General features: G+C 68.9%; 20 protein-coding genes and 1 tRNA gene. 11 read left to right on the forward strand and 10 right to left on the reverse strand.

All coding sequences use genetic code 11. The features are described 5' to 3' along the window. Positions 1–45 precede the first annotated feature (45 nt). Positions 46–861, forward strand: a complete 816-nt coding sequence (locus G6N51_RS06055; RefSeq protein WP_083172857.1) for an oxygenase MpaB family protein — start codon at positions 46–48, stop codon at positions 859–861. On the opposite strand, the gene G6N51_RS06060 is transcribed toward G6N51_RS06055, so the two are convergent. The 5 genes from G6N51_RS06060 to G6N51_RS06080 form a co-directional block, all read right to left on the reverse strand. Then, positions 858–1,979 (reverse strand): epoxide hydrolase family protein, encoded by a 1,122-nt coding sequence (locus G6N51_RS06060; protein ID WP_083172856.1) that lies wholly within the window; start codon positions 1,977–1,979, stop codon positions 858–860. The two genes, G6N51_RS06055 and G6N51_RS06060, sit on opposite strands and share 4 nt — an antisense overlap. Before the next feature lie 95 nt (positions 1,980–2,074). Beyond that, positions 2,075–2,146, reverse strand: a tRNA-Val gene (locus tag G6N51_RS06065). Positions 2,147–2,195: 49 nt separating this feature from the next. Next, complete coding sequence (locus G6N51_RS06070; RefSeq protein WP_083172802.1) at positions 2,196–2,657, reverse strand: peroxiredoxin; 462 nt, start codon at positions 2,655–2,657, stop codon at positions 2,196–2,198. Further along, on the reverse strand, positions 2,657–3,079 hold the full coding sequence (locus G6N51_RS06075) for a DUF3052 domain-containing protein (protein WP_083172855.1): 423 nt from the start codon (positions 3,077–3,079) through the stop codon (positions 2,657–2,659). Before G6N51_RS06075 ends, G6N51_RS06070 begins: the two co-directional genes overlap by 1 nt. A gap of 106 nt (positions 3,080–3,185) precedes the next feature. Beyond that, entirely contained in the window at positions 3,186–3,767 is a 582-nt protein-coding gene (locus tag G6N51_RS06080) for a hypothetical protein (protein ID WP_083172801.1), read from the reverse strand. Positions 3,768–3,951: 184 nt separating this feature from the next. Between G6N51_RS06080 and aceE the strand changes: the two genes are divergently transcribed. The 7 genes from aceE to G6N51_RS06115 all read left to right on the forward strand — a co-directional run bounded on the left by aceE (position 3,952) and on the right by G6N51_RS06115 (position 13,765). Beyond that, positions 3,952–6,741 (forward strand): pyruvate dehydrogenase (acetyl-transferring), homodimeric type, encoded by a 2,790-nt coding sequence (gene aceE, locus G6N51_RS06085; RefSeq protein WP_083172800.1) that lies wholly within the window; start codon positions 3,952–3,954, stop codon positions 6,739–6,741. 165 nt (positions 6,742–6,906) lie between these two features. Continuing rightward, the gene (locus tag G6N51_RS06090; RefSeq protein WP_083172799.1) at positions 6,907–8,232 is read left to right on the forward strand and encodes a PucR family transcriptional regulator; all 1,326 of its coding nucleotides are present in this window, start codon (positions 6,907–6,909) and stop codon (positions 8,230–8,232) included. A gap of 140 nt (positions 8,233–8,372) precedes the next feature. Continuing rightward, entirely contained in the window at positions 8,373–9,281 is a 909-nt protein-coding gene (locus tag G6N51_RS06095; RefSeq protein ID WP_083172798.1) for an ACP S-malonyltransferase, read from the forward strand. Between the two features lie 82 nt (positions 9,282–9,363). Continuing rightward, complete coding sequence (gene acpM / locus G6N51_RS06100; protein ID WP_067917886.1) at positions 9,364–9,708, forward strand: meromycolate extension acyl carrier protein AcpM; 345 nt, start codon at positions 9,364–9,366, stop codon at positions 9,706–9,708. After that, positions 9,705–10,955, forward strand: a complete 1,251-nt coding sequence (gene kasA / locus G6N51_RS06105; protein WP_083172797.1) for a 3-oxoacyl-ACP synthase KasA — start codon at positions 9,705–9,707, stop codon at positions 10,953–10,955. Before acpM ends, kasA begins: the two co-directional genes overlap by 4 nt. Positions 10,956–11,036: 81 nt before the next feature. After that, on the forward strand, positions 11,037–12,296 hold the full coding sequence (gene kasB, locus G6N51_RS06110) for a 3-oxoacyl-ACP synthase KasB (RefSeq protein WP_083172796.1): 1,260 nt from the start codon (positions 11,037–11,039) through the stop codon (positions 12,294–12,296). Between the two features lie 47 nt (positions 12,297–12,343). Then, complete coding sequence (locus tag G6N51_RS06115; RefSeq protein ID WP_083172795.1) at positions 12,344–13,765, forward strand: acyl-CoA carboxylase subunit beta; 1,422 nt, start codon at positions 12,344–12,346, stop codon at positions 13,763–13,765. A 25-nt stretch (positions 13,766–13,790) separates the two neighbouring features. Here the strand turns inward: G6N51_RS06115 and G6N51_RS06120 are convergent, their stop codons facing one another. Continuing rightward, complete coding sequence (locus tag G6N51_RS06120; RefSeq protein WP_083172794.1) at positions 13,791–15,338, reverse strand: FAD-dependent monooxygenase; 1,548 nt, start codon at positions 15,336–15,338, stop codon at positions 13,791–13,793. A gap of 100 nt (positions 15,339–15,438) precedes the next feature. Between G6N51_RS06120 and G6N51_RS06125 the strand changes: the two genes are divergently transcribed. Then, the gene (locus G6N51_RS06125) at positions 15,439–15,870 is read left to right on the forward strand and encodes a nucleoside deaminase (protein ID WP_083172854.1); all 432 of its coding nucleotides are present in this window, start codon (positions 15,439–15,441) and stop codon (positions 15,868–15,870) included. On the opposite strand, the gene G6N51_RS06130 is transcribed toward G6N51_RS06125, so the two are convergent. Both G6N51_RS06130 and G6N51_RS06135 read right to left on the reverse strand, forming a co-directional pair. Continuing rightward, positions 15,867–17,402, reverse strand: coding sequence for a glycerol-3-phosphate dehydrogenase/oxidase (locus tag G6N51_RS06130; protein WP_083172793.1), 1,536 nt, complete (start codon positions 17,400–17,402; stop codon positions 15,867–15,869). The two genes, G6N51_RS06125 and G6N51_RS06130, sit on opposite strands and share 4 nt — an antisense overlap. Beyond that, on the reverse strand, positions 17,399–17,974 hold the full coding sequence (locus tag G6N51_RS06135; RefSeq protein WP_083172792.1) for a TetR/AcrR family transcriptional regulator: 576 nt from the start codon (positions 17,972–17,974) through the stop codon (positions 17,399–17,401). The genes G6N51_RS06130 and G6N51_RS06135 overlap by 4 nt, the downstream gene beginning before the upstream one ends. Positions 17,975–18,021: 47 nt before the next feature. Here G6N51_RS06135 and G6N51_RS06140 point away from each other — a divergent pair, with 47 nt between their 5' ends. Then, the gene (locus G6N51_RS06140; RefSeq protein WP_332107973.1) at positions 18,022–19,602 is read left to right on the forward strand and encodes an FAD-binding oxidoreductase; all 1,581 of its coding nucleotides are present in this window, start codon (positions 18,022–18,024) and stop codon (positions 19,600–19,602) included. Beyond that, positions 19,599–20,528, forward strand: a complete 930-nt coding sequence (locus G6N51_RS06145; protein WP_083172790.1) for a diacylglycerol kinase — start codon at positions 19,599–19,601, stop codon at positions 20,526–20,528. The genes G6N51_RS06140 and G6N51_RS06145 overlap by 4 nt, the downstream gene beginning before the upstream one ends. Before the next feature lie 28 nt (positions 20,529–20,556). Here G6N51_RS06145 and G6N51_RS06150 read toward each other — a convergent pair whose 3' ends face one another. Next, positions 20,557–21,456, reverse strand: coding sequence for a TIGR03619 family F420-dependent LLM class oxidoreductase (locus G6N51_RS06150; protein ID WP_083172789.1), 900 nt, complete (start codon positions 21,454–21,456; stop codon positions 20,557–20,559). A gap of 58 nt (positions 21,457–21,514) precedes the next feature. Beyond that, entirely contained in the window at positions 21,515–22,138 is a 624-nt protein-coding gene (locus tag G6N51_RS06155) for an NADPH-dependent F420 reductase (protein ID WP_083172788.1), read from the reverse strand. Positions 22,139–22,166: the final 28 nt, after the last annotated feature.

The following is a 22,166-nucleotide window of genomic DNA, read 5'->3' on the forward strand; positions in this document are numbered from 1 at the left end:
CAGCGTCTCACACGTGGTTCACTCGAGGACATGGCGTCGTCGGCGATGAAGCGGCCCGCGACCCGGGTCGCCGACCTGCTCAACCCGGCGGCGCTGTTGTTGCCGGCCGCGAACGTGATCATGCAGTTGTCCTTGCCCGGCGTCGGCTACGGCGTGCTGGAGAGCCCGGTGGACAGCGGCAACGTCTACAAGCATCCGTTCAAACGGGCCCGCACCACCGGCACGTACCTGGCGGTCGCCACCATCGGGACCGAGTCCGACCGCGCGTTGATCCGCGCCGCCGTGGACACCGCGCACCGGCAGGTCCGTTCCACGCCGTCAAGCCCGGTGTCCTACAACGCCTTCGACCCCAAGCTGCAGCTCTGGGTGGCGGCGTGCCTGTACCGCTATTTCGTCGACCAGCACGAGGTCCTCCACGGCCCGCTCGACGAGGCGTCCGCCGACGCCGTCTATCTCGACGCCAGGCGGCTGGCCACCACGCTGCAGGTGCCCGAATCGATGTGGCCGCCGGACCGGGCGGCGTTCGGCGAGTACTGGAAGCGCTCGCTCGACGAGCTGCGCATCGACCCGCCGGTGCGAGCGCATCTGCGCGGTGTGGCGTCGCTGGCGTTTTTGCCGTGGCCGTTGCGGGTCCTCGCCGGCCGGTTCAACCTGTTCGCGACGACGGGATTCCTGGCTCCGGAGTTTCGCGCGTTGATGCAGTTCGACTGGTCGCCGGGCCAGCGGCGCCGCTTCGAGTGGCTGCTGTCGGCGCTGCGGCTGGCCGACCTCTTCCTGCCGCACGGGATCTGGCTCCTCGGTTACCAGGTCTACCTGTGGGACATGCGATTTCGCGCGCGACGCGGTTGGCGGATCGTCTAGGCCCGCACGGTCGCGAAGAACGCGCGGACGTCCTCGACGAACAGCTCGGGTTGCTCGAACGCGGCGAAGTGCCCGCCGCGCTCCATCCTTGTCCAGTGCGTGATGTTGTAGACCGGCTCGCACCAGCTCCTCGGCGCCTTGAGCAGCTCACCCGGGAAAGCCGCCACCCCCGTGGGCAATTCGACCCGGTCCAGCTGCCCCCACACCCTGAAGCTCTCCCAGTAAAGGCGGGCCGAGGACGCGCCGGTGTCGGTGACCCAATAGACCATCACGTTGTCCAGCAGCTCGTCGCGGGTGAACACGTTTTCGGGGTGGCCGTCGCAATCGGCCCACGCCCAGAACTTCTCGACGATCCACGCCAGCTGCCCCACCGGCGAATCGGCCAGCCCGTAGCCCAGCGTCTGGGGCCGGGTGGACTGCTGCTTGGAATAGCCGGTGCCCCACTTGCGGTGCTCGGCCAGCGCGGCCATCGCCCGCTGCTCCTCCTCGGTCGGGTTCTTCAGGGACTCCGGCGTGGGCCGCCCGATCGGCATGTTCAGGTGGATCCCCGCGCAGTGGCCGCCGTTCCGGCCGATCTGCGTGGTCACCGCTGCGCCCCAGTCGCCGCCCTGGGCGCCGTAGCGGTCGTAGCCCAGGCGCAGCATCAGCGTCTCCCAGGCCGCGGCGATCCTCTCGACGCCCCAGCCCGTGCGGGTGGGTTTGCCCGAGAATCCATACCCCGGCAGCGACGGGCAGATCACGTGGAAGGCGTCCTCGGCGCGCCCGGATGCCGGGTTCGTCAGCGGCTCGATCACCTTGTGGAACTCCACGATCGAGCCGGGCCAGCCGTGGGTGATCAGCAGGGGGAAGGCGTCGTCGTGCGGCGAGCGCCGGTGGATGAAATGAATGTCGAGCCCGTCGATCTCGGTGATGAACTGGTCGAAGCGGTTGAGCGCGGCCTCGCGTGAGCGCCAGTCGTAGTCGTTGGCCCAATAGCCGGCCAGCTCGCGGGTATAGGCCAGCGGCATGCCCTGGCTCCAGTCGTCCACGCATTCGGCATCCGGCCAGCGGGTACGGGCGAGCCGCGAGCGCAGGTCATCCAGGACCCCGTCGGGCACGTCGATGCGAAAAGGTTCCACCGGTTGCGCGTTCACTGCGCGAGCGTAACGCCAGGGCGAAAATCGGGGCCGAAAGACGCCATGGCGTTACGGTCGTGAAGCCCAAGGTGAATGAGTGGGCGCGGACGGTATCGAACCGCCGACCGCTGGTGTGTAAAACCAGAGCTCTACCACTGAGCTACGCGCCCCATGCCCGCCGGGCAGGCTACACGCACCAAGCCCGAGTACCCAAAAGTGTCAGCCGCGCAAAGCCGCCAGCGCGTCGGTCCACAGCCGCTGGTTGCGGGATTCGCCGGGCTGTTTCATCTCGGCGAACCGGATGACGCCGGACGTATCGATGACGAAGGTGCCGCGGTTGGGGTAGCCGGCCTCGGCGTTGAACACGCCGTAGGCCAGGCTGACCTCGCCGTGCGGCCAGAAATCCGACAGCACCGGGAAGGTGAACCCGCTCTCCAGCGACCAGATCCGGTGGGTGGGCGGTGGCCCCACCGAGATGGCCAGCGCCGCGCTGTGGTCGTTCTCGAAGTCGGGCAGGTGATCGCGCAGCTGATCCAGCTCGCCCTGGCAGATGCCGGTGAAGGCCAGCGGGAAGAACACCAGGAGGACGTTCTTGGCGCCGCGGTAGGCGCTCAGCGTGACTCGCTGTTGATTCTGGTCGCGCAGGGTGAAGTCCGGGGCGGTGGCGCCGACGGGCAGCATCAACGCTTCCCGGTTCGGGATTTCGGCTGCACCAGCCGGCTGGCGCTCCAGTCACCCAGGTTGACCGACGAGGTCGGCATCAGACCGGCGGTGGGCGCCGCCTCGGCGATCTCGGCGGGCAGCACGTGACCCGGCTTGCCGGTCTTGGGCGTCAACACCCAGATCACGCCGTCCTCGGCCAGCGGGCCGATCGCGTCCATCAGGGTGTCCACCAGGTCGCCGTCGCCGTCGCGCCACCACAGCAGCACGACATCGACCACCTCGTCGGTGTCCTCGTCGAGCAAGTCACCGCCGCACGCTTCCTCGACGTCAGCGCGGATCTCGTCGTCGGTGTCCTCGTCCCAGCCCCATTCCTGGACAACTTGGTCTCGTTGGATGCCCAGTTTGCGGGCGTAGCCCGGGGCGTGATCCGCCGCGACCACCGTGGAGCCTCCTTGCATCTGTTCGCAAGCCATCTGCGCGCTCTGCGATTGGGGATTATCGTCGCACAGCCGCAACCCGGTCGTCACTCGTGCCTCACGAGGCGCCTCAGAAGGACGCCAGGCAGAGTTTCAGCGCCTTGGTCTTGGCGTCGTTGAGCCGGTCCACCCGCCGGTTGAATTCCCCCGTCGGCGCATGGGTGCCGATGGCGTTGGCCACCCCGCGCGCGGCGTCGATATAGGTGTTGAACGCGTCCTTCAGCTGCTGGGACAGCGCATCGTTGAAGCTGTTGCTCACGGTGTCGGCGCTGTTGTTCAGCGCGTCGATGGCCGGTCCCTCCGTGGGGCCGGTGCCGCGACCCGCGTTGAACGCGCCGACGAAGATGTTCACCTTGTCGATCGCGTCCTTGCTGGACGTGGCCAGCGTGTCGCATGAGGTGCGCACGGCCCTGGTGGTCAGCGACTGCTGACGCTGGGACTCGCGCACCCGCGACGTCGCCGACGATGCCGACACCGACGCGGACACCGACTGGCGGTAGGCCGGGGCCACCTGGGTGTCGGGCGTGGCCGTGCCGTTGGTCACGGTGGTACACCCCACGATCCCCATCAGCGTCGCCGCGATACATCCGAGCGCCAGAGCGCCTCGCCTGGGGAAGATCCCCGCAGGGACGGCACGCCATCCGATGAGCACGGCTCCTGACGTTACCGGGTGCCTTTGCCGAAAGTCCCGCCACGCACGACTTCGTGTCCGCCGGGCGAACGCGCATCGGCTAGCAGGCGTCGGCTGGCCCCGCGAAACGCCGGTGCGGCACGATAGAGGGAGACGGTGCGCAGCACCCGAGGGCACAACCCCCGCCAACTACAGGAGCAGTGCGTTGACAACCGAGTTCGCGCGCCACGATCTGGCGAAAACCCCCAGCAGCGCAAGCGAACCCGATCGCGTTCGGGTGATCCGCGAAGGCGTCGCCTCGTACCTGCCCGACATCGACCCCGAAGAGACCTCCGAGTGGCTGGAGTCGTTCGACGAGCTCCTGGAGCGCTCGGGACCGTCGCGGGCGCGGTATCTGATGTTGCGGCTGCTGGAGCGGGCCGGCGAGCAGCGTGTCGCCATTCCGTCGCTGACCTCAACCGATTACGTCAACACGATCCCGACCGAACTGGAGCCGTGGTTCCCCGGCGACGAGGACGTCGAGCGGCGCTTCCGGGCGTGGATCCGGTGGAACGCCGCGATCATGGTGCACCGCGCCCAGCGGCCGGGAGTCGGTGTGGGCGGCCACATTTCGACCTACGCCTCCTCCGCGGCGCTCTATGAGGTGGGCTTCAACCACTTCTTCCGGGGCAAGTCGCATCCCGGCGGCGGCGACCAGGTCTTCATCCAGGGCCACGCGTCCCCGGGGATTTACGCGCGCGCCTTCCTCGAAGGCCGGCTCAGCGAGGACCGGCTCGACGGCTTCCGCCAGGAACACAGCCACGCCGCCGGCGGGTTGCCGTCCTATCCGCACCCGCGGCTGATGCCCGACTTCTGGGAGTTCCCCACGGTGTCGATGGGCCTGGGCCCGCTCAACGCCATCTACCAGGCGCGGTTCAACCACTACCTGCACGACCGCGGCATCAAGGACACCTCCGATCAGCACGTGTGGTGCTTCCTCGGCGACGGCGAGATGGACGAGCCGGAGAGCCGCGGGCTGGCGCACGTCGGCGCGCTCGAGGGCCTGGACAACCTGACCTTCGTGATCAACTGCAACCTGCAGCGCCTGGACGGCCCGGTGCGCGGCAACGGCAAGATCATCCAGGAGCTGGAGTCGTTCTTCCGCGGGGCCGGCTGGAACGTCATCAAGGTGGTGTGGGCCCGCGAGTGGGACGCCCTGTTGCACGCCGACCGGGACGGCGCACTGGTGAACCTGATGAACACCACCCCCGACGGCGACTACCAGACGTACAAGGCCAACGACGGCGCTTACGTGCGCGACCACTTCTTCGGCCGCGACCCGCGCACCAAGGCGCTGGTCGAGCACATGACCGACTCCGAGATATGGAACCTCAAGCGCGGCGGCCACGACTACCGCAAGGTGTACGCCGCCTACCGCGCCGCCGTCGACCACAAGGGCCAGCCCACGGTCATCCTGGCCAAGACCATCAAGGGCTATTCGCTGGGCGCCCACTTCCAGGGCCGCAACGCCACGCACCAGATGAAAAAGCTTGCGCTGGAAGACCTTAAGTGGTTCCGCGACTCCATGCGGATCCCGATCAGCGATGCGCAGCTGGAAGAGAATCCCTACCTGCCGCCCTACTACCACCCCGGGCCCGACGCCCCGGAGATCCGCTACATGCTCGACCGTCGCCGCACCCTCGGCGGCTTCCTGCCCGAGCGCCGCACCAAGGCCAAGGCGCTCAAGCTTCCCTCGCGTGACATCTACGCCGCGCTGAAGAAGGGGTCGGGCACCCAGGAGGTCGCCACCACCATGGCGACCGTGCGGACCTTCAAGGAGGTGTTGCGGGACAAGGAGATCGGCCCGCGCATCGTGCCGATCATCCCCGACGAGGCGCGCACGTTCGGCATGGACTCGTGGTTCCCGTCGCTGAAGATCTACAACCGCCTCGGCCAGCTCTACACCGCCGTCGACGCCGAGCTGATGCTGGCCTACAAGGAAAGCGAAATCGGCCAGATCCTGCACGAGGGCATCAACGAGGCGGGCTCGGTGGGCTCGTTCATCGCGGCCGGCACGTCGTATGCCACGCATAACGAGCCGATGATCCCGATCTACATCTTCTATTCGATGTTCGGCTTCCAGCGCACCGGTGACGGCCTGTGGGCCGCCGCCGACCAGATGACCCGCGGCTTCCTGCTCGGCGCCACCGCCGGGCGCACCACACTGACCGGCGAGGGCCTGCAGCACGCCGATGGCCACTCACTGCTGCTGGCCAGCAGCAATCCGGCGGTGGTGGCCTACGACCCGGCGTTCGCCTACGAGATCGCCTACATCGTGGAAAGCGGGCTGGCGCGGATGTTCGGGGACAACCCCGAGGACGTGTACTTCTACATCACCATCTACAACGAGCCGTACGTGCAGCCGCCGGAGCCGGAGAACTTCGATCCCGAGGGCGTGTTGCGCGGCATCTACCGCTACCGGCCCGCCACCGAACAGCGCGCGAACACGGCGCACATCCTGGCCTCCGGCGTGGCGATGCCGTCGGCGCTACAGGCGGCCGAGATGCTGGCCGCCGAGTGGGACGTCGCCGCCGACGTCTGGTCGGTGACCAGCTGGGGCGAACTGAACCGCGATGGGGTGGCCGTCGAGAAGGCGAGGCTGCGTCACCCCGACCGGCCGGCCGGCACCGCCTACGTGACCCAGGCGCTGGCGAACGCGGCCGGCCCGGTGATCGCCGTCTCGGACTGGATGCGCGCCGTCCCCGAGCAGATCCGGCCCTGGGTGCCCAACACGTTCGTCACGCTGGGCACCGACGGGTTCGGCTTCTCGGACACCCGTCCGGCCGCGCGCCGCTACTTCAACACCGACGCCGAGTCGCAGGTGGTCGCAGTGCTGGAGGCGTTGGCGCGCGACGGCGAGATCGACCCCTCGGTGCCGGTCGCGGCCGCGCGCCAGTACAAGATCGACGACGTCCAGGCCGCGCCCGAGCAGACCTCCGACCCCGGGGTGGCCTGACGGTCGTCCCTTCGCGACGCTCCCTCCGCCGAGCGCCCGGCCAGCCGCACATTGGGTGTCGAGCGCCCGGCCGGCCGGGCACTCGAGCGCCGCAACGCCCGGCACACGCCTAAACCGCCCACTCCTTTGGCGGATACTTCCAGAAAAGTGGCGTAGGTTTTAGGGGTGAATGACAACCCGTTCGCCGGCCCCTTCGCCAAGCAGCCCCGGTCGCCACTCGAACTGCTGGACACCGTGCCGGACTCGGTGTTGCGACGGCTGAAGCAGTACTCCGGGCGACTGGCCACCGAAGCGGTCTCGGTCATGCAGGACCGGCTGCCCTTCTTCGCCGACCTCGAGGCGTCGCAGCGGGCCAGCGTGGCGTTGGTGGTCCAGACGGCCATCAACAACTTCGTCGAGTGGATGCAGGACCCGCACAGCAACGTCAGCTACACCGCCCAGGCGTTCGAGCTGGTGCCCCAGGACCTGGCCCGCCGGATCGCGTTGCGGCACAGCGTGGACATGGTGCGCGTCACCATGGAGTTCTTCGAAGAGGTCCTGCCGCTGGTGGCCCGCTCCGAGGAGCAGTTGACCTCCCTGACCGTGGGCGTGCTGAAGTACAGCCGTGACCTGGCGTTCACCGCCGCCTCGGCCTACGCGAACGCGGCGGAGGCCCGCGGCACCTGGGACAGCCGGATGGAGGCCAGCGTGGTCGACGCGGTGGTCCGCGGCGACACCGGGCCGGAGCTGTTGTCCCGGGCCGCCGCGCTGAACTGGGACACCACCGCCCCGGCGACCGTCGTGGTCGGTGCCCCGGCGCCCGGCCGGGACGGGACCACCGGGCCGGGCGACAGCCAGCGGGCCAGCCAGCACGTCCGCGACATCGCCGCCCGGCACGGCCGCGCCGCCCTCACGGACGTGCACGGCACCTGGCTGGTCGCCATCGTGTCCGGCCAACTGTCGCCTACCGACAAATTCCTCGGCGAGCTGCTGGACGCGTTCTCCGACGGCCCCGTGGTCATCGGGCCCACGGCGCCCATGCTCACGGCGGCCTATCACAGCGCCAGCGAGGCGATTTCGGGGATGAACGCCGTCGGCGGCTGGCGGGGGGCGCCCCGGCCCGTGCAGGCGCGGGAACTCCTGCCCGAACGCGCCCTGATGGGCGACGCCTCGGCCATCGTGGCCCTGCACACCGACGTCATGGGGCCGTTGGCCGACGCGGGGCCCACCCTCATCGAGACCCTGGACGCTTACTTGGATTGTGGGGGCGCGATTGAAGCCTGTGCCAGAAAGTTGTTCGTTCATCCAAACACCGTGCGCTACCGACTCAAGCGGATCACCGACTTCACCGGACGCGATCCCACCCAGCCCCGCGACGCGTATGTGCTGCGAGTGGCGGCGACGGTCGGCCAGCTCAACTACCCCACCGCTCCCGCCGGCGTCGCCACCAAACCGATTCCCCCTGTTCCACTGCCGGTCAGGGCGGCTATCGTGGGTCAATCCGAGTCATAGTGATCCAGACAACAGATCGCGGCACGGTATCGAACATGTAGCTTACGGAGCTATTTTGTAGGGACTACACAAAAACCTAAGACCAGGTTCATAATCTGTTACACCCGCCAAAACCGTTTCCACAGTGTTCTCTTAAACACGTGATTGCTTTGCTTGCGCCCGGACAGGGTTCGCAGACCGAGGGGATGCTGTCGCCGTGGCTCGACCTGCCCGGCGCCGCCGACCAGCTCGACCTGTGGTCGAAGGCCAGCGGCCTCGACCTGGTCCGGCTGGGCACCACCGCGTCGACCGAAGAGATCACCGACACCGCGGTCACTCAGCCCCTGGTCGTCGCCGCCACCCTGCTGGCCCACCAGGAACTCACCAAGCGCGGCCTGCTGTCCGACGCGGACCTCATCGTCGCCGGCCACTCCGTCGGCGAGATCGCGGCGTATGCGATCGCCGGTGTGATGGCCGCCGATGACGCCGTCGCGCTGGCCGCCACCCGCGGCGCCGAGATGGCCAAGGCGTGCGCCATCGAGCCGACCGGCATGTCGGCCGTGCTCGGCGGTGACGAGGCCGAGGTGCTGGCCCGTCTCGAGCAGCTCGACCTGTTCCCCGCCAACCGCAACGCCGCCGGCCAGATCGTCGCCGCCGGCCCGCTGACGGCGCTGGAGAAGCTGGCCGAGGACCCGCCGGCGAAGGCCCGGATCCGCGCCCTCGGTGTCGCGGGGGCGTTCCACACCAAGTACATGGCTCCGGCCCTCGACCGTTACGCCGCCGCGGCGGCCGCGGTCGCGACCTCCGAGCCCACCGCCACGCTGCTGTCGAACCGCGACGGGCAGCCCGTCGCCTCCGCGGCGGCGGCGATGGAGGCGCTGGTCGCTCAGCTGACCCAGCCGGTCCGCTGGGACCTGTGCACGGCGACCATGCGTGACCGCGAGGTCACGGCGGCCGTGGAGTTCCCCCCCGCGGGCACTCTGACGGGCATCGCCAAACGAGAACTTCGGGGGGTCACCACCCGCGCCGTCAAGGCACCCGCAGACCTGGACGCAGTGGCCGAACTCTGACAGCCGCATCCAGTACAACCACATAACGCTCTATAAGAACGCTCTGTTCGACTAACACAACACATTTAGAAGGGAAGACGCTGTGGCCGTCAGCCAGGAAGAAATCATCGCCGGTATCGCGGAGATCATCGAAGAGGTCACCGGTATCGAGCCGTCCGAGGTCACCCCGGAGAAGTCCTTCGTCGACGACCTGGACATCGACTCGCTGTCGATGGTCGAGATCGCGGTGCAGACCGAGGACAAGTACGGCGTGAAGATCCCGGACGAGGACCTCGCCGGTCTGCGCACCGTCGGTGACGTCGTGTCCTACATCCAGAAGCTCGAGGAAGAGAACCCCGAGGCTGCCGAGGCGCTGCGCGCCAAGCTGGAGACCGAGAACCCCGACGCCGTCGCCAACGTCAAGGCGAGGATGGACGCGGACAAGTGAGCAAGCCTTCCACTGCTAATGGCGGTTACCCCAGCGTTGTGGTAACCGCCGTCACGGCGACGACGTCGATCGCGCCGGACATCGAGAGCACGTGGAAGGGTTTGTTGGCCGGCGAAAGCGGCATCCGCGTCCTCGAAGACGAGTTCGTCACCAAGTGGGACCTGCCCGTCAAGATCGGTGGTCACCTCAAGGAGCCCATCGACGAGCACATGAGCAGGCTGGATCTGCGGCGCATGTCGTACGTCCAGCGGCTGGCCAAGCTGCTCAGCACTCAGCTGTGGGAGACCGCCGGCAACCCGGAGCTCGACCCCGACCGGTTCTCGGTCGTGGTCGGCACCGGGCTCGGTGGCGCCGAAAGGATCGTCGAGAGCTACGACCTGATGAACGAGGGCGGCCCCCGCAAGGTGTCGCCGCTCGCCGTTCAGATGATCATGCCCAACGGCGCCGCGGCGGTGGTGGGCCTGCAGCTCGGGGCCCGGGCCGGGGTCATCACCCCGGTGTCGGCCTGTTCGTCGGGATCCGAGGCGATCGCCCACGCCTGGCGTCAGATCGTCATGGGTGACGCGGACGTCGCCGTCTGTGGCGGCGTCGAGGGTCCCATCGAGGCGCTGCCCATCGCGGCGTTCTCCATGATGCGGGCCATGTCCACTCGCAACGACGAGCCCGAACGTGCATCGAGACCGTTCGACAAGGACCGCGACGGCTTCGTGTTCGGCGAGGCCGGGGCCCTCATGGTGATCGAGACCGAGGAGCACGCCAAGGCCCGCGGCGCCAAGCCGCTGGCCCGGCTGATGGGCGCCGGCATCACCTCCGACGCGTTCCACATGGTGGCGCCCGCCGCGGACGGCGTGCGCGCCGGCCGGGCGATGCAACGGGCGCTCGAGTTGGCTGGCTTGTCCCCCAAGGACATCGACCACGTCAACGCTCACGGGACGGCGACACCGATCGGCGACACGGCCGAAGCCAACGCCATCCGGGTCGCCGGCTGCGAGCAGGCAGCGGTGTACGCACCCAAATCCGCACTGGGCCACTCCATCGGGGCGGTCGGTGCGCTGGAATCTGTTCTCACGGTATTGAGCCTTCGGGACGGCGTGATACCGCCAACACTCAATTTCGAAACCCCCGATCCCGAGATCGACCTTGATGTTGTCGCGGGCGAACCTCGCTACGGCGATTTCCGTTACGCCATCAACAACTCGTTCGGATTCGGTGGCCACAACGTGGCGCTCGCCTTCGGGCGGTACTGAGCACGGCATCCGGCGACGACGAGGGCCGCGAGCGGCCCGGCGAGTCGCCGGACAAGTACGGAAGGAACGTTCGCAAGACCCATGACAGAGCTGGTTACCGGGAAAACGCTCCCGAACGTGGTCGTCACTGGCGTCGCCATGACGACCGCACTGGCGACTGACGCCGAGAACACCTGGAAGCTGTTGCTGGACAGCCAAAGTGGTATCCGCAGGCTCGAGGACCCGTTCGTCGAGGAGTTCGACCTGCCGGTCAAGATCGGTGGGCACCTGCGGGAGGAATTCGACAGCCAGATGACCCGCGTCGAGCTGCGCCGGACGGGTTACCTGCAGCGGATGTCCACCATCTTGAGCCGACGGGTCTGGGAGAACGCCGGCTCGCCGGAGGTCGACTCCGACCGCTTGCTGGTGTCCATCGGCACTGGGTTGGGTTCGTCGGAGGAGATGGTCTTCAGCTACGACGACATGCGCGCTCGTGGCATGAAGGCGGTCTCTCCGCTCGGGGTGCAGAAGTACATGCCCAACGGCGCCGCGGCGGCGGTGGGCCTGGAGCGGCACGCCCGGGCCGGCGTGATCACGCCCGTGTCGGCGTGCGCGTCCGGTTCCGAGGGTGTCGCCCAGGCGTGGCGCAACATCGTCTTCGGCGAGGCCGACATCGCCATCTGCGGTGGTGTCGAGACCAAGATCGAGGCGGTGCCGATCGCGGCGTTCGCCCAGATGCGCATCGTGATGTCGACCAAGAACGACGACCCGGTGGGCGCCTGCCGCCCGTTCGACCGGGACCGCACCGGCTTCGTGTTCGGCGAGGCGGGGGCGCTCATGGTGATCGAGACCGAGGAGCACGCCAAGGCTCGTGGGGCCAACATCCTGGCCCGGATCATGGGGGCCAGCATCACCTCGGACGGCTACCACATGGTGGCGCCGGATCCCAACGGCCTGCGGGCCGGGCACGCGATGAGCCGGGCGATCCAGCTGGCCGGCCTGACACCCGGCGATATCGACCACGTGAACGCCCACGCCACCGGCACGTCGGTGGGTGACGTCGCCGAGGGCAAGGCGATCAACAACGCGCTCGGCCCCCACGGCGGCAACGCGGCGGTCTACGCGCCCAAGGCCGCGCTGGGCCACTCGGTCGGCGCGGTGGGTGCGGTCGAGTCGATCCTCACGGTGCTCGCCCTGCGCGACCAGGTCGTTCCGCCGACGCTCAACCTCGAGAACCTCGATCCGGAAATCGATCTGGACGTGGTGGCGGGCAAGCCGCGGCCGGGCAATTACGAGTACGCGATCAACAACTCGTTCGGATTCGGCGGGCACAACGTCGCGATCGTCTTCGGGCGGTACTGATCAGCGCTTCCTCACCAGAGAGCACACCCGGAACAGGAGACCTTGCGATGACAATCATGGCCCCCGCGTCGGTTGGCGAGTCGCTCGACCCCAGGGACCCGTTGCTGCGTCTTAGCAACTTCTTCGACGAGGGCAGCGTCGAGCTGCTGCACGAGCGTGACCGCTCGGGTGTGCTTGCGGCGTCGGGCGACGTCAACGGCGTGCGCACCATCGCCTTCTGCACCGATGGCACGGTGATGGGCGGCGCCATGGGCGTCGAGGGCTGCGCGCACATCGTCAACGCCTACGACACCGCCATCGAGGAGCAGAGCCCGATCGTGGGCATCTGGCACTCCGGCGGCGCCCGGCTGGCCGAGGGCGTCAAGGCCCTGCACGCGGTCGGGACCGTGTTCGAGGCGATGATTCGCGCGTCCGGATACGTTCCGCAGATCTCGGTGGTCGTCGGTTTCGCTGCGGGAGGGGCCGCCTACGGCCCCGCGCTGACCGACGTCATCGTGATGGCGCCGGAAAGCCGGGTGTTCGTCACCGGGCCCGACGTGGTGCGCAGCGTCACCGGCGAGGACGTGGACATGGCGTCCCTCGGCGGACCGGAGACCCACCACAAGAAGTCCGGGGTGTGCCACATCGTCGCCGACGACGAGCTCGACGCCTACGAGCGCGGCCGCCGGCTGGTCGGATTGTTCTGCCAGCAGGGGCATTTCGACCGCAGCAAGGCCGAAGCGGGTGACACGGACATCCACGCGCTGCTGCCCGAGTCCGCACGACGGGCCTACGACGTGCGTCCGATCGTGACCGCGATCCTGGACGACGAGACGCCGTTCGACGAGTTCCAGGCCAACTGGGCGCCGTCGATGGTGATCGGGCTGGGCCGCCTGTCGGGCCGCACGGTGGGCGTGCTGGCGAACAACCCGCTGCGGCTGGGCGGCTGCCTGAACTCCGAAAGCGCCGAGAAGGCAGCACGTTTCGTGCGGCTCTGCGACGCGTTCGGCATCCCGCTGGTGGTGGTGGTCGACGTGCCGGGCTACCTGCCCGGTGTCGACCAGGAGTGGGGCGGCGTGGTGCGCCGCGGCGCGAAGCTGCTGCACGCCTTCGGCGAGTGCACGGTCCCGCGTGTCACGCTGGTCACCCGAAAGACGTACGGCGGGGCCTACATTGCGATGAACTCCCGGTCGCTGAACGCGACCAAGGTGTACGCCTGGCCGGACGCCGAGGTGGCCGTGATGGGCGCCAAGGCCGCCGTCGGCATTCTGCACAAGAAGAAGCTGGCCGCCGCGGCCGACCACGAGCGCGAGGCGCTGCACGACGAACTGGCGGCCGAGCACGAGAAGATCGCCGGCGGTGTGGACAGCGCGATCGAGATCGGTGTGGTCGACGAGAAGATCGACCCGTCGCACACCCGCAGCAAGCTCACCGAAGCGCTGGCCCAGGCGCCGGCGCGCCGCGGGCGCCACAAGAACATCCCGCTGTAGGCCAGCGGCTGGCACGCTGGCGGCTCTAGCGGCCGAGGATCGTCGTCACCGCCCGGCGCAGTTGGACTTCGGGATCCGCGGGCACGGCTTCCACCCGCCAGCCGACGAAATCGTCCGGGCGGACCAGTATCGCGCCCTCAGGCGCGAGTCCGGTGACCGCCGCCCACTCGTCGCCCTCGACGCGATGCGCCGCCACCGACGCCGAAGCCGCGGCGGCACACCAGCGCTCGTCGCCGGTCAGCAGGGTGAACCCCGGCCCCAGCAGGTCGAGCGTCGACACGCCGTCGCGCACCCAGACATGCGGGACCCGGGTGCCGGGTTGGGCCCGCAACTCCGAGACCAGTTGCACCGCATCCGGCTCGCCCGGCCCGTTCACAACCGCCGCCGAGTGGTAGCGGTATCCGATGAGCAACTCGAACATCGAGCACTCTTCGTCGGCCGGCAGCTGGGGTCCGTCGTCGCCCATCGGGAGCACGGCAAGCGTCGGGCCGGTCAGCGACTGTCGGGCCGCGAACCGCCCCACCGGGTGACGCTCGGCGTGGTAGGTCTCCAACAGCGCGGGACCGGCCGTCCCGCCCAGCACGGCGGCGAGCTTCCACGCCAGGTTGTGCGCACTCTGGATGGCGGTGTTGGCTCCCCCGGCCTTGAACGGCGGCATGGTGTGCGCCGAATCGCCGACGAGAAAGACGCGGCCACACTGGAATTGGTCGGCCACCTGTTCGTAGGGCTGCCAGGCCGCGACCTCGATGATGTCGATCTTCATCTTTTCGCCGATCGCGTCGGTGAGGAGCTCGCGGCACCGTTGCGGCGTGAACTGGTCCGCCGACTCGCCCTTGCCCGGGAAATACATCGTGATGAACATCCCCAGCTCGCCGTCGACCAGCAGAAAGATGCCGTCCACGTCGGCGTTCTTGACTTGCACGGCATCGCCGTCGGCCAGGTGCGAGACGAACTTCGTCCAGGGCGCCCGGAAGTAGATGAAGACCACGTAGATCGGCAGCGCACCGTAACCGGAGGTCTTGACGCCCAACCAGTTTCGGATCGGGCTGTGCACGCCGTCGGCGCCGACGAGGTAGTCGGCGCGGATAGTCTCTGACTCCCCGGTGTCCCGATCGCGCACCACCGCGGTGACGCCCGCGTCGTCCTGTTCGAACGACGAGAGTTCGGTGCCGTACCGCACCTCGCTGCCCCGCCGGCGGGTTTCGGCCAGCAGGATCGGCTCCAGCCTGCTCTGCGGGCAGTACTGCGCCGCGGGCTCGGGGCTCAGCGCGTCGAGCCCCGCGAAGATCGCGTTGATATCGATGGCCAGCTTCTCCTCGGCGCTGTTGAGCGCGGGCCTGACCTTCATCTCCGAAACATGGTCGGCGACCGCATGTACTTCGTCGCTCAGACCGAGGCCCCGCAGAATCTCCAGGCTGCGGAAGCTCAGATTGCGCGCTTTCGGATAGATGAACACCTCACGCCGCTTCTCGATCAGCAGCGAATGCACCCCGTGTTTGGCGAGCAACGCGGAGGTGGCGAGGCCGCCGGCGCCGGCGCCGACGATGAGTACGGGCACGCGAGTGGTCGTCATAGATTAAACGATAGTCTCTATCATTAGACATTTACAGTCAGAATTCACCAACCACCCGGCCGTGGTGGAAGATGGGCTCGTGACCCTCTCGCCGGCGGCGATGATCGACATCGCGTACGAAGAAGCGCAGGCCGGGCTTGCCGAGGGCGGCATCCCGATCGGCGCCGCGCTGTTCGCCGCGGACGGCAGGCTGCTGGGGCGCGGGCGCAATCGCCGTGTGCAACAGGGTGATCCCTCGTTGCACGCCGAGGTCGACGCCTTTCGCGCGGCCGGCCGACAGCGCGACTACCGCTCCACGGTCATGGCGACGACGCTCTCGCCGTGCTGGTACTGCAGCGGCCTGGTGCGCCAGTTCAACATCGGCTCGCTGTTGGTCGGCGAATGCCGAACCTTCAGCGGCGGGCAGGACTGGCTGGCCGAGAACGGGGTCAGGGTCACGGTGCTCGACGACGACCGCTGCTCGGCGATGATGACGGCCTTCATCGCCGAGCATCCCGACCTGTGGCACGAGGACATCGGCCTGGCGCCCTAGCCGAACCGCGCGACGAACTCCTCCGCCACCGCGACCACCCGCTGGCGATCGGCCTCCACCAACCCGATGCGAGTGCGCCGATCCACGATGTCGGAGACGTCCAGCGCGCCCTCGTGGGTGATCGCGTACTCGAATTCCGCCCGGGTGACGTCGATGCCCTCCGCGACGGGTTCCGTCGGGCGCTTGCACGTTGCGGTCGCGACGACCTTGGCCGCCTCGGCGCCGTACCGCTGCACCAGCGACACGGGCAGACCGGCGACACCGGCCGCCCCGGGGTTGCCCGGCGCGCCGATCAGCGGCAGGTCGTGCGTCCGGCACTTGGTGGCCCGCAGGCGCCGCAGGCTGACCGCGCGGTCCAGCACGTCCTGGGCCATGTAGCGGTATTCGGTCAGTTTGCCGCCGATCACGCTGATGATCCCGGATGCCGACTCGACGACGGCATGTTCGCGCGAGACGTCGGCGGTGCGGCCCTCGCCGGTGTCGATCAGCGGTCGCAGGCCCGCATAGGCGCCGATGACGTCGGCCGGGCCGAGCGCGGCGCCCAGCGCGGTGTTGACCGTGTCCAGCAGGAACGCGACCTCCTCGCCCGACGGTGCGGGCACGTCCGGGATCGGACCGGGAGCCGCTTCGTCGGTGAGCCCCAGGTAGACCCGGCCCAGCTGTTCGGGCATCGCGAAGACGAACCGGTTCAGCTCGCCGGGAATCGGAACCGTCAGCGCCGCAGTGGGATTGCCGAAGGCGGCCGCGCCGAACACCAGGTGGGTGCCGCGGCTGGGCCGCAGCCGCAACAGGCCGTCGATCTCGGCCGCCCACACCCCGGCCGCGTTGATGACCGCACCGGCCGCGACGTCGAACGAATCCCCCGTGCGCTGGTCGGTCAACCGCACCGACTTGCCGGTCGCCCGGGACGCCGCCACGTAGGTCAGGATCCGGGCGCCGTGTTGCGCGGCGGTGCGCGCGACCGCGGTGACCAGTCGGGCGTCGTCGATCAACTGCCCGTCGTAGGCCAGCAGGCCGCCGTCCAGGCCCTCACGCCGCACGGTGGGCGCCATCTGCACGACGCGCTCCGGGCCGACTCGGCGGGACCGGGGCAGCGTCGACGACGGCGTACCCGCCAGCATCCGCAGGGCGTCGCCGGCGGCGAACCCGGCGCGCACCAGGGCGCGCTTGCCCCGGCCCATCGACGGCAGCAGCGGAACCAGTTGCGGCATCGCGCGAACGAGATGGGGGGCGTTGCGGCTCATCAGGATTCCGCGTTCGACGGCGCTGCGGCGGGCGATCCCCACGTTGCCGCTCGCCAGGTAGCGCAGGCCGCCGTGGACCAGCTTGGAGCTCCAGCGACTGGTGCCGAAGGCCAGGTCGTGCTTCTCCACCAACGCCACGCGTAGCCCGCGGGACGCGGCGTCCAGGGCGATGCCCGCGCCGGTGATGCCGCCGCCGATCACGAGGACGTCCAGTGGCTCGCCCTCGGCGAGCGCGGTCAGGTCGGCCGCGCGGCGGGCGCCGTTCAGCGCGGTGGGGTCGGGTATCACGACAGGTATCCGTTCAGGGAGTAGGCGAGTTCGCCGGCCAGCGCGTCGGCGTCGAGGATGGGTTCGACGATCTGCGCCGACTGGATGGTCGACTGGGCGATCAGCAACACCATGGTGGCCATCTGGACGGGGTCGCCGGCGCGGACGCTGCCGTTGCGCTGGGCCACGCGAAGCCGGGCGGCAAGCGCGTCGATCAGCATGTGCTGGCTGGTCCCCAGGCGTTCGGTGATGTAGATCGGTGCGAGTTCGGAGTGCAGCACCGACATGACCAGCCGGTCCCGGCGCAGCCGGTTGGCCACCGTAACGATCTGTCGCACAAGCGATTCGCGGTCGTCCCCGAGCAGCGGCGCGTCCCGCATCACGTCGGTGACGTGCCGGGTCAGCAACGCCGCGACGATCGACTGGGTGTCGGGCCAACGCCGGTACACCGTAGGCCTGCTGACGCCGGCGCGCCGGGCGATTTCGGCCAGGGTCACCCGGTCCACCCCGAAGTCGACGACACAGCTGGCTGCTGCCGCGAGGATGCGCTCCCCGGTGTCCACCTGAGCGCGTGCGTTACTGATTGACAGCATGTGTAATACTGTAACGCATGACGCAACCCGAGGGCCTCCTCCCGCCGATGAAGTGGAACGCGTGGGGCGACCCCGCCGCGGCCAAGCCGCTCTCGGAGGGGATCCGGGCGCTGCTGAAACAGGCTGTGGGCGTGGAGGATTCCGGCGCTGACGAACTCGAACCCGACCAGGTGCGGCTGCGACCGTCGGCGTTGCCGGAGGCCGACCGCGACGCGCTGGCCGGCATCGTCGGCGCGCCGTACTGCCGCACCGACGACCGGGACCGGTTGCTGCACGCGGGCGGCAAGTCCACCCTCGACCTGCTGCGCCGCAAGGACACCGGGGTCCAGGACGCGCCCGACGCCGTCCTGCTGCCCGGCGACGACGAGGCCGTGGCCGGGATTCTCCGCTACTGCACCGAGCACCGCATCGCCGTCGTCCCCTTCGGCGGCGGCACCAGCGTGGTCGGCGGCCTGGACCCCATCCGCGGCGAATTCCACGCCGTCGTGGCCCTCGACGTGCGCCGCCTCGACCAACTGATCTCGCTCGACGAGGTGTCCGGCCAGGCCGTGTTCGAGGCCGGCGTCACCGGCCCGGACGCGGAACGTCTGCTTGGCGCCCAAGGCTTTTCGCTCGGGCATTTTCCGCAGAGTTTCGAATACGCCACCATCGGCGGCTTCGCCGCGACCCGCTCGTCCGGGCAGGATTCGGCGGGCTACGGCCGGTTCAACGACATGGTGCGCGGGCTGCGCGTGGTCACCCCGGCCGGCACCATGGACCTGGGCCGCGCCCCCGAATCCGCGGCGGGCCCCGACCTGCGCCAGCTGATGATCGGCTCGGAGGGCGTCTTCGGCGTCATCACCCGGGTGCGCCTGCGCGTGCACCGGGCCCCGGAAGCCGTCCGCTACGAGGCGTGGTCGTTCCCCGACTTCCAAACCGGTGCCGCCGCCCTGCGCGCCGTCACCCAGACGGCCACCGGCCCCACCGTCATCCGCCTCTCCGACGAGGCCGAGACCGGGGTCAACCTCGCGACCACCGAAGCGATCGGCGAAAACCAGATCACCGGCGGCTGCCTGGGCATCACCGTGTTCGAGGGCACCAAGGAACACGTCGAAAGCCGGCACACCGAAACCGCCGCCCTGCTGGCCGCCCACGGCGCGACGTCGCTGGGTGAAGCGCCCGCGCGGGCCTGGGAGCACGGCCGGTTCGCGGCGCCGTATCTGCGCGACTCGCTGCTGTCGGCGGGTGCGCTGTGCGAGACGCTCGAGACCGCCACCGATTGGTCCAACGTTCCCGCCCTCAAAGCCGCAGTGACGCAGGCACTCACGGATGCGCTAGGCGAGAGCGGCACGCCGGCGCTGGTGATGTGCCACATCTCGCACGTCTACCCCACCGGCGCGTCGCTGTACTTCACCGTCGTCGCCGGGCAGCGCGGCAACCCGATCGAGCAGTGGAGGGCCGCGAAAAAGGCCGCCTGCGACGCGATCATGGCCACCGGCGGGACGATCACCCACCACCATGCGGTCGGCGCCGACCACCGGCCGTGGATGGACGACGAGGTGGGCGAGCTGGGCGTGCACGTCCTGCGCGCGGTCAAGGCGACCCTGGACCCGGCCGGAATCCTCAACCCGGGCAAGCTGATTCCGTGACCCGGCGCGAGGTCGCGAAGGTGATCGCGCTGACCAATCCGGTTTCGGGGCACGGCGCGGCGATCCGGGCGGCCGAGGTCGCGATCGCGCGGTTGCACCACCGCGGGGTGGAGGTCGTCGAGATCATCGGCGACGACGCACAGGACGCGCGCTACCTGGTGGGCGCGGCACTCGAGAAGGGCGCCGACGCGGTCATGGTGACCGGTGGCGACGGCGTCGTCTCCAACGCGCTGCAGGTGCTGGCGGGCACCGACGTTCCGCTCGGCATCGTGGCGGCGGGCACCGGTAACGACCATGCCCGTGAATTCGGGCTTCCCACAAAGGATCCCGAAGCCGCGGCGGACATCATCGTCGACGGCTTTGCCGAAACCGTCGACCTGGGCAAGATTCGCGAGGGCAACGGAGCCGAGAAATGGTTCGGCACCGTGGCGGCCACCGGATTCGACTCCCTGGTGACCGACCGGGCCAACCGGATGACCTGGCCGCACGGGCGGCTGCGGTACTACCTGGCGATGCTCGCCGAACTCTCGCAGCTGCGGCTGTTGCCGTTCCGCATGGTGCTCGACGGGACACGCGAGATCGATGCCGACATCACGCTGGCGGCCTTCGGCAATACCCGCAGCTACGGCGGGGGCATGCTGATCTGCCCGCATGCCGATCCCACCGACGGGCTACTCGACATCACCATGGTGCACTCCGCGTCGCGGACCAAGCTGGTGCGACTGTTTCCCACCGTGATGAAAGGCACCCACGTCAACCTCGACGACGTGACCACGACGCGGGCCCGGTCGATCCACGTCGAATGCCCCGGCATCAACGTCTACGCCGACGGCGACTACGCCTGCCCACTGCCCGCCGAGATATCGGTGGTGCCCGCTGCGTTGCAGATCCTTCGTCCGGCCCCGCAGGTGGGCCATCGGGCTTGATCCACGCGTGATCACCGCTACCTTGCCGTCAAGCTTTCCGATGATCACGCCATCGGGCGATCACCTGACTGGCGAAGTCGAGCAACTCGTCAAGGCTGGGGAACATTGCGAAGGCATCCACGATCGCCTCATCAACACCGGACCCGGCCAAGCGCTCGAGCCTGTCTTCCACGGAACCAATGGACGTGCCCGGTTCGAGGTTGATCCGCATGGCCGTCTTCAGCGCATCGGGATCGCGGCCGGCGTCCTGCGCCGCACGGCGCGCGATCGACCACAAGTGGTCGGTGAACTCATCTTGCAGCCCCTCCACGCCGAGCCAGCCGGTGCCGCTGCGGCCGACCCGGCGCATCGCGGCCTCGCTGGCACCGCCGATCCAGATGGGCGGGCCGCCGGCCTGGACCGGGCGCAGGTCGGCATGGACCGGCGGCAGCGAGAAGAACTCGCTTTCCCAGGACACCGGGGTGGTCGTCCACCACGCGTGTAGGAACGCCAGCAGGTCATCGAGCATCTTCCCGCGCCGGTGCCAGTCCGCGCCGCGGGCGATGTCGTGCTCGTCCTTCATCCACCCGATTCCCACCCCGACGTCAAGGCGGCCGTTGCTCAGCACGTCGAGCGTGGTCAGCAGCCGGGCCAGGTGCGGCGGCTCGTAGTAGAACGTGCTGAGCGTGCTGGAATTCAGCCGCACCCGGCTCGTCGCCGTCGCGGCCACCGTCCACAGCAGCACCGGATCGAGGTAACGGGTCATCTGCGGCGGGTACGGCTGCTCTTTGCCCGGATAGGTGCTGTGCATATCGACCGGCGTGACCAGCCGGTCGCCGACCCACAGCGTGTCGTAGCCAAGGTCCTCGAGTCCACGGCAGAACGCGCTCAAACCGGCGGCGCTGCTGACGGCGGGCCCGACGATGGGAATTGCGAAACCAAGCTTCATCGCGAGAATTCTCTCCTTTGGTGACCTATCAACTATTCTCACGGCCGAGGCGGTGGGCTCATCCGGGGACGGTGGCGCCGAGGGCGAAGTCGTAGTTCCCCACCCCATGGCTGGCGAGGCCCATTACGACCAGGCCCGTCCCTTCCAGCCAATGCGCCATTTTCAAGCCGCCGACATCCAGCGGGCGCAGCTTGAGGCTCTCGATGAACTCCGCCACGGCCCCCTTGGCCTGCGCGTCGTCCCCGGAGATGAAGACGTCGAGCGGCCGGCCCTGGGCCAGGACCACACCGAAGATGGTGTTGAAGGCCTTCACCACGCTGGCGCTTGCGGGAGCGGCCTTGGCAACTTCCTGCGCGATCGAGGTGTCATCGGGGATGGCCAGCCCGTCGGCCGCGGAATTGAACGGGTTGCTGATGTCGACGATGACCTTGCCCGCGAGGGCGTCTCCGTACCGGACGACGACCGGCACGACATGGGCGTACAACACGGCCACGATGACGATGTCCCCGGCCGGGACGGCGCCGAATTCTCCCGTCGTGGCGCTGCCGCCGAGAGCCTTCGCCAGGTCAGCGGCCTTGGACTGATCGCGGCCTATCACCTCGACCTTGTTGCCGCCCGCTACCGCCAGCGCGCCGATGGCGCGGGCCATATTCCCGGTGCCGATGATGCTGATGCTGGTCATGAGGTCTCCCGTCCTAACTGACGATTTG

The sequence above is a fragment of the Mycobacterium paraseoulense genome, from assembly GCF_010731655.1.
Taxonomy (GTDB): domain Bacteria; phylum Actinomycetota; class Actinomycetes; order Mycobacteriales; family Mycobacteriaceae; genus Mycobacterium; species Mycobacterium paraseoulense.